5 protein-coding genes and 1 pseudogene are annotated in these 7,629 nt (G+C 74.8%); 2 read left to right on the top strand and 4 right to left on the bottom strand.

Annotated elements, in window-relative coordinates:
• Together RIF68_RS19970 and RIF68_RS19965 are read left to right on the top strand one after the other, a co-directional pair.
• A pseudogene (locus RIF68_RS19970) lies at positions 1–239 on the top strand (hypothetical protein); the annotation flags it as partial.
• A gap of 227 nt (positions 240–466) precedes the next feature.
• Positions 467–1,078: a response regulator transcription factor gene (locus tag RIF68_RS19965; RefSeq protein WP_309052649.1), complete on the top strand. Its 612-nt coding sequence runs from the start codon at positions 467–469 to the stop codon at positions 1,076–1,078.
• Positions 1,079–1,093: 15 nt separating this feature from the next.
• Here the strand turns inward: RIF68_RS19965 and RIF68_RS19960 are convergent, their stop codons facing one another.
• From RIF68_RS19960 to lanKC, 4 genes are all read right to left on the bottom strand, one after another.
• Positions 1,094–2,875 carry an ABC transporter ATP-binding protein gene (locus RIF68_RS19960; protein WP_309052648.1) on the bottom strand — a complete coding sequence of 594 codons (1,782 nt, stop codon included), beginning with the start codon at positions 2,873–2,875 and terminating at the stop codon, positions 1,094–1,096.
• Entirely contained in the window at positions 2,872–4,671 is a 1,800-nt protein-coding gene (locus RIF68_RS19955; protein WP_309052647.1) for an ABC transporter ATP-binding protein, read from the bottom strand. Before RIF68_RS19955 ends, RIF68_RS19960 begins: the two co-directional genes overlap by 4 nt.
• A 130-nt stretch (positions 4,672–4,801) precedes the next feature.
• A complete protein-coding gene (locus tag RIF68_RS19950; protein WP_015037662.1) occupies positions 4,802–4,930 on the bottom strand; it encodes a SapB/AmfS family lanthipeptide in 129 nt (42 codons plus the stop codon).
• 42 nt (positions 4,931–4,972) lie between these two features.
• Complete coding sequence (gene lanKC / locus RIF68_RS19945; protein WP_309052646.1) at positions 4,973–7,609, bottom strand: class III lanthionine synthetase LanKC; 2,637 nt, start codon at positions 7,607–7,609, stop codon at positions 4,973–4,975.
• Positions 7,610–7,629: the final 20 nt, after the last annotated feature.

The raw sequence follows: 7,629 nt of genomic DNA, 5'->3' as shown, positions 1-7,629 counted from the left end.
CAGCCAAGAACCAGGGCCTGCCACTCGAGCGGGCAGGCGAGGGCGGTGCAGAAGGACGCCGCCGCCGTGCCGGTCCCGGCACGTCCGGCGGGCCGACCGAGGCCGGCCGACTCGAACACCTCCGCGGCTCCGCCCCCGGTTTACGAAACCTGACCGACCACATCGCCGGATCGCCGCCGGCGACCGGCGGGTTCAGGCCCCGACCACACGCTGGATCGCGCAGAACCCGTGAAGGGTGAGCCGTGCCGGGGTGGGATCTGGTCAATCCCCGCACGGGCCGGTCGGCACCGCACACCGCCGGCCTGCGTTTCCGTGGCGGGCACGGATCGGATCCGGCCGAGGGTGTGCGGCGTGCGCCCCCCCGTGCGCCCGGTGACCCGTTCCTACCGGAGGGTCATGGGCAGAGGGGTGGGGTGGCTGCTCGCGTCGCGCACCCCTGGCACGACGCAGGACCGAAGGGCTGGGAATGATACGAGTGACGGTGGTCTACGAGGCACAGCTCTTGCGCCTCGCGCTCGAGGAACTGCTGCGGTCGAGCGGGATCGACGTGGTCGCCTCACTGCCCCGGTGGTCGCACGGCCCGGCCGCCGAGTGGCCGGACACGGACGTGTACGTCGCCGACGCAGAGTGTCTGCCGCCCTCCGTCGTCCCCGCGACCGCCTGCTCACGCTCGTCCGGAGCCGACGCGGCGGGCCGCTCGGCGCTCCTGGCACTCGTCCCGGGGCAGCGACCGGGGGTGCTGAGACGGGCTCACGCGGCAGGAGCGGCCGGCTTCGTCGACAAGGACAGCCCCAAGAGCCGACTGGTGGAAGCCGTACACCGCCTGGCCAGAGGGGAGCGTTTCATCGACGAGACGCTGGCGCTCGGGTTCCTGCAGGCCGCGGAGATGCCCCTGACCCGGCGCGAGCTGAGTGTCCTGTCGCTGGCCGCCAACGGAGCGCCGATCTCCGAGATCGCCACGACGCTGTTCCTGTCCCAGGGCACCGTCCGCAACTACATGGCGAGCGTCATACGCAAGGTCGGCGCCCGCAACCGTGTGGACGCCATCCGGATCGCGCAGGGCGCGGGGTGGACCTGACCCGCGGCCGGGGGCTCACCCCTCGGCGTCGCCCCAGTGCCCCGTGAGGTCGCGGTAGAGAGCGGACCGCTCCAGCAGCTCCGCGTGCGTGCCGTACTGGGCACGGGAGCCGTCGAGGACGAGGACGCGGTCGGCCCGCAGCGCGGACGACAGCCGGTGGGCCACGACGACCAGGGTGCCGGGCCGGGCCCGCAGGGCCTGTTCGGCCGTGGCCTCCGCGACGGGATCCATGTGGCAGGTCGCCTCGTCGAGCAACAACAGCGGGGCGGAGGCCAGGTGGGCCCGTCCCAGGGCGATGAGCTGGCGTTCGCCGAGGGACAGGGTGTCGGGCGTCAGCGTACGGTCGAGACCGCCCACCCGGTCGACGAGGGGCCGCAGGGCCAGCGCGTCCACGGCCCCGTCGACCTCCGGCCCACCGGCGCCGGGCCGCAGGTAGCACAGGTTCTCCCGCAGAGTGCCCGTGAAGACGTACGCCTCCTGGGGGAGCAGCACGCGCAGGGCCGCGAGTTCCGGCGGCGGGCAGGCACCGACCGGGCGGCCGAAGAGACGCACCTCCCCCCGCTCGGGTGTCAGCAGGCCCGCCATCGCGTGCAGAAGGGTGGACTTGCCGATGCCGCTGGGACCGACGACCGCGAGGTGTTCACCCCGCTCGACGGTCAGTTCCAGATCGTCCAGTACGGGCCGGGCCCCGGGCCCGTACGCGGCCCGTACGCCGTGCAGTTCCACAGCCGCGGTCGTCCGGCCCGCGCGGCGGGGACCGTTCGCGGGGACGGCGGGGGCGGGGGGCAGCGGCCGGGTGAGCCGGTCCAGGATGACGAACAGTCGCGCGCCCGCCGCGCCCAGCACGGTCATCAGGGTGTGCAGGGCGGGGAGCAGCGACTGGAGGACGTAGGTGAGCGCGCCCACCAGGGCGCCCGCCGTGACGCCCTGGCGCAGGAGCCACGGGGTCGCGGCGAGCAGCAGGAACACCGGCAGCTGCCCGGCCGTCGCCACGGAGAGCGTGCGGACGGCCGCCCAGCGGGCCAGGACGCGCTGGGCGGCCGCGGCCTCCTCGACGGCACGGCGGTTCGCCGCGGCGGTCGCCTCCTGGGCACCGCAGGCCACGATGTCGCGCAGGGCGGTACGGGTGATCCCGGCGCGCCGGCCGACCGCCTCGTCGGCGTCGAGGTAGCGGTGCTGGGCCCGTGCCATGGGCCGGAGCGAGGCCGTGAACAGGGCGAGGCCCAGCACCAGGGGAGGGATCACGACGAGGAGGAACTGCGGCGCCAGTGACACCAGGCCGGCGAGGGCGCCCACGGCGACGAAGACGAAGGAGCGGGCCGCGAGCACCAGTCCCGCGAAGCTGTCGCGGGCGATCTCGGTCTGGCTCGTCAGCCGGGACACCGCGGTGGTGTCCACGGCGCGGCCCGCGGCGGTGGCCGAGCGCAGCGCCCGTACGACCGACCCTCGCACGAGGTCGTCCCGCAACGACTCCGTGAGGTGCGGGAGTTGGGCGAAGATTCCCCGGACGACGGGAGCGCCGAGCAGGATGGCCACGGCGGCCCCCGCAAGCCAGAGCAGTCCTGTGGCGGGGGAGCCCCGCAGGAAGCCGTCGTCGAGGGATCGGGCCACGCAGTAACCGCCGAGGAACGTCTGGGCGGACTCGGCGGCCGACCACGCCGCCAGTCTCGCCAGGACACCCTTGCGGCGGAGCAGGAGGGACCGGATCGGTGCCGTGGCGCGCCGGGCCGTGGCCGCCTCCTCGAGGGCCGGCTCCGCCGGTTCCTTCGCCCCCGCCGTGCGCGTCGCCGCTGTCACGTGCGCACCTCCGTTCCGGCCGGCGGCGCCGGCGTCTTCGCCTCGGCCGTCACGGCGTCCGCCCCGGCGGCCGGCGCCGAAGCCTCCGCCGTGAACACCGCGCGGTACTCCGGGTCCTCCCACAGCAGACGGTGCGGTCCTGTCCCGCGCACGCGGCCCGCCTCCATCCAGACCACCCGGTCCGCTCGGGCGGCGGTGGACACCCGGTGGGCGACGATCAGCTTGGTGCACGGTCGTGGTGACGCGGCGAGGGCGCGTTCCACCTGCCGTTCGGTGGCCGTGTCGAGGCTGGACGTCGCGTCGTCGAGGATCATCAGACGCCCGTGGCTGACGAAGGCCCGCGCCAGGCCCAGGCGCTGGGCCTCCCCGCCGGACAGCGGAGCCTCGTCCACCGGGGTCTCGTAGCCGCGGGGCAGCAGCCGGAGGAAGGCGTCGGCGCAGACGGCCTTCGCGGCCTCCCTGACCCTCTCCGCGGTGGCGGGGCCGCGCGCGGGGCCGGTCCCTGCGGCCAGCGCCGCGCCGATCGTGACGGTGGCGCCACCGTCGAAGACGGGACGTGCGAAGGCGTACGCGGTCGCCCCGCGCAGCTCCGGGTCGGCCAGGTCGGCCAGGTCGACACCGTCCAGAAGAACGTGTCCGGCATCGGGGTCGGTCAGTCTGCCCGCGACGGCCGCGAGCGTGGACTTGCCCGCACCCGAGCGGCCCACGACGGCCACGGTCGAGCCGCCGTCGACGGTGAGCGTCACGTCCGTGATCAGGGGAACACCTCCACGCACCACCCGCACTTGCCGCAGCTCCAGATCGCCGGGCCCGTCGGGCGGCAGGACGGCGGAGCCGTGGGTCATCGGCTCCAGGTGGGCGAGTTCGGCGGTGCGGTGGCCCGCGCTGCGGGCCCGGACCAGGGTGCCGAGGGGCGCCGCGACGCCCCCGATCCCGGCGGCGAGCGCCGCGTACCGGGACGCGGCCATCAGCTCGCCCACGCTGACGTCACCCGCGGCGAGGCCCGCTCCCGCCACCGCGACGACGGCCGTGGTGAGCAGCGGGAGCAGGACGCCGCTCCGGGCCACGGCACGGCCGTGGACGAGCCACATGCGCGTGCCGTGCAGGCTCAGTTCCGGCAGCGGGGCGAGGATGCGGTCCTCCTCGCGGCGTGCCGTGTCGGCGGCGGCGATGGTACGGGCGCCGCCGAGCGCTTCGGCCAGCCGGGCGGCCATGGCGCCCTGCGCCCGCTGGTACCGGCCGACCGAGTCGGAGGACTGGGCGGCGAACGCGCGCAGGAGCAGCAGGAGCAGCGGGAGACCGGCGGCGAAGACCACCGCGGTCCAGGGGTGGATGAGCGCCAGGGCCACGAGCGCGCCGATCGGCACGAGCACGGAGGAGACCGAGGACGCGAGGGCCGCCGGGGCGGTCCCGCTGTCGGTGGCGTTGACGCACAGCCGCGCGGCCACGTCACCGCCGGAGTGGGGCGCCGCCCGGTGCGGGGCGGTGCCGAGGAGGCCGGCCAGGGCGCGCAGCCGGATCCAGGCGGTGGCACGGGCGTTGGCGAGCTGGGTCAGGAGCACGGTGCCGGTCTCCGCGAGGATCTCCGCGGCGAGCACCGCGGCGGTCCACACCAGCCACGTCTCCGCGCCGGGCCCGTGGCGCAGCAGCAGGTCCAGGGTCCTGCCGGCGAGCGCGGGGACGGCGAGCGAGCAGGCGGCGCCGACGACGGAGCAGAGCAACAGCGCCGCGGTGCTGCCCGCGGTGTGCCGTGCGGCGCCGATGAGCAGCCGGTCGGAGCCGGTCGGCGAGGCCATCCGATCCCCTCTCTTCTCGTCCCGGAACGCCCCCGCGAGGCCCCGACGGCCGGTGCCCCGGGAGCAGCGCTCCAGGGGCACCGTGACTCCGCGCCGGCGTTCAGGGCGCCGTGCGGGAAGCCGGATCGGGTCAGTTACAGGTCGTCACGCTGAGGCTGCTGTCGCCGCAGAGCAGGAGGCTCGCGCGGCTCCCGGTCTCGACGTCACCGATGGCCTCGTCCTTGGGGGTCTCCAGCGACTGAAGGTCGAACAGGTTCATGATCGTTCCTTTCGTTGTCGGACGGTGTTGCGGGACGACCCCTTATGGGGCCGGTTCGTGGGGCCGCGGAAGCGGCGGGAGGAACGGCAGCTGCGCCGGGCGGTCGTCCAGCGCCGCCGCGAGGGCCAGCAGGACGCCGGCGGTGCCGGTGGAGAGGTCCATGGAGAGGCGCATCATCTGTTCACCGGGGAAGGCGAGATGGCCCCGGTAGGACATGGCGTGCCAGGTGAGGCAGCCGACCTGGCGGCGTACGTCCCCGGGCGTCGTGCCCGGTCCGCCGGCGTTCGTACGGGAGAGGTGGAGCACCATCCCGGCGACGCCGCGGAAGAGGCCCGGCTGGGCGTAGAAGGTGGCCTGCGCCGCCCGTACGATGTCGCGGCGGGCCCGGTCCAGGACGTCGTCCTGCCGGTGGAGCAGATAGTCGTCGATCACCATGCCGATGCCGACACTGCCCGCGCCGAGGTAGGGCATCGTGCGCCAGCCCTCGTCGACCTGCAGGGTCCCGGAGGCCCCGCGGACGCAGCGGGAGAGGTCGTCGTGGAGCGCCTCGGCGGCGAGGTCGAGGAGCGCGGAGTCCCGCGTGCGCTCGTAGAGCCGTACGAACAGCAGGGCCCGTCCGGCACCGCCGTGCAGCAGCCCCGTGCGCACCTTGCCCGGCGCCGCCGCCCCCGTCGTCCGGGCGGACCTCCGGAGCGGGCGGGCCGTCAGCTCGGCGCATCGCAGGGCCGCCGCGTGCAGGAGGCTCTCGCCCGTGGTGGCGGCCAGGGCGTCCAGGGCGAGGCCGATGCCGGCGGTCCCTCCGTGCAGGTCGGGGGCGAGGGCGTCGTGGTCCTCCTCCAGGACGAGTGCGGCCAGTTCGAGCGCGGCGGCGGTGTGCCCGAGCCGGTCGAGGGTCCACGCGACGCCGGTGAGCCCGTCGTAGAAGCCGAGCGGCGTGCCGGAGCCGGGTTCCTTGGCGTACCGCAGCAGTCTGTCCTCGGCCTCCGGACACCGAGGGGCCCCGCTCTCCCGCAGGGCGTGGAGCACTCCCGCGGTGCCGTACGCGACGGACATGCCCCCGCCGGCGGTGGCGAACTGGGCGATGTCGCCGGGGAAGAACCGGTCCTCCCTGTCCGGCGTCGCCGACGCGAGGACGGCGCGCACCAGGGAGTCACGGGCGGCGGGCCAGTCCCCGGGCTCCACGGGCAGGAACCGGGAGCCGTCCGGGTGCCGAGCGGGCACCCGGTCGCCCTCGCCGGGCCGGTTCCCGGCGGGCTCACGCATGATCTCCCGCACCGCCTCGTCCAGGAACCCGGGGGGCACCGGGAACCGCGCCGCGGCGGCCTCCGCCAGGTGCGCGGCCTTGGCCCGGTCCACGGCCAGCAGACTCGTGAGGGGGATGAACAGGGCGATCCGGAGGCACGCGAGGGCGTACCGGTCCACGTCGAAGCCCCGCCGGTCGGCCGGTGCCACGAACGCCGGGTTGGCGACGGTCTGGCGGCCGCCCTCGGCAGCGGGCTTGGCGGCTTCGAAGTCCAACAGCACCACCGAGGACTCGTCCTCAGACACCATGATGTTGAACAGGTGCAGGTCGTTGAAGACGATCCCGCGTGCGTGGACCTCGGCCACGGCCCGCTCGACGAGCCCGTGGATCCTCAGGGCCCACTCCGTGTACTCCGCGAGCTTCTCCGCCGGCGGGTCGGCCTCCATGAGCGGGTGCCGCCGGGCGAAGAAGGTGTTGAGCGGCTTGCCCTCCACGAACTCCAGCGCCAGGAAGTGGTGGTCGCCGACCGTGAAGCTGTCGAGGACCTCCGGCGTGCAGGCGAGCCCCGACAGCTTCTCCAGCGCCTCGCGCTCGCGGCGCAGCCGGGTCACGGCGTCCGCCCCGTCCGCGGCGAGCCCGGCGTACGGGCGCGCCTCCTTCAGGACGACCCGCCGACCGGTCGGCCGGTGCAGGGCCTCGTACACTCCGCCGCCGTTGGAGAAGTGCAGCGCCTTCTCGATGTCGTACGGCAGGTCCCGCACGGTCACCGCGGCCCGTGCCGCGAGGTGCGGGAGCAGGAAGGCGGGCGGCGTCACCCAGTCGGGCACGTGGAAGACAGGACCGCGCAGATCGGGTACGAGCGTCCCGGACGCGTCCTCCAGGGCCGGCCGCAGCTCACCGTTCTCGTCGTAGCAGTGGCGGCGGGTGAAGCTTCCGTACCGCAGGTGTACGGGCCCCCGGCCCCACCGCAGGTCGCTCAGGATGTACGGACCGGCCTCGCCGTCCAGGAGCCCGGCCAGGTCGGTGGCCACGCGCTCGCACTCCCGGTCGTCGGCCGGGTAGACGGTGATGAACTTGCCGCTCGCCGAGCGGTCCGCGTACTTGGCGTTGCGCTGGTGCAGCAGGTAGCGGCTGGGGACGAACTTGAAGGCGACCTCGTGCCGCAGACAGTACTCCCGGACCGTGGCGAGCACCGCCTCCGCGTTGTCGAGACCGGCCGAGACGTGGATCTTCCAGCCCTGCGGAGGGAGCGGGCGGTCCAGCGGACGCAGAGCGAGCCAGTCGCCCGTCCGGTGCGAGGTCCAGCCCTCGGGTACGGGAAGGGCGGCGGCCCGGTAGAGGGAGCCGCCACTCCCGGCCTCGCCGAAGACGAGGCGGTGCGGCGCGTCGTAGAAGTGACGGTCGGCGTCGCAGAAGACCGCGTACCCCTTGTTCACTGCGCACTCCCTCGGTCGGT

Origin of the sequence: Streptomyces sp., from assembly GCF_031178505.1 — a bacterium.
Classification (GTDB): domain Bacteria; phylum Actinomycetota; class Actinomycetes; order Streptomycetales; family Streptomycetaceae; genus Streptomyces; species Streptomyces gulbargensis.
The sequence above is the reverse complement of the archived record's forward strand: the minus strand, read 5'-3'. Positions and strand labels throughout refer to the sequence as shown.

Bases quoted from the DNA above. Each gene is read 5' to 3' on its own strand.
- RIF68_RS19950 (WP_015037662.1), bottom strand. From the start codon at position 4,930: ATGAACCTGTTCGACCTTCAGTCGCTGGAGACCCCCAAGGACGAGGCC.
- RIF68_RS19955 (WP_309052647.1), bottom strand. From the start codon at position 4,671: ATGGCCTCGCCGACCGGCTCCGACCGGCTGCTCATCGGCGCCGCACGG.
- RIF68_RS19965 (WP_309052649.1), top strand. From the start codon at position 467: ATGATACGAGTGACGGTGGTCTACGAGGCACAGCTCTTGCGCCTCGCG.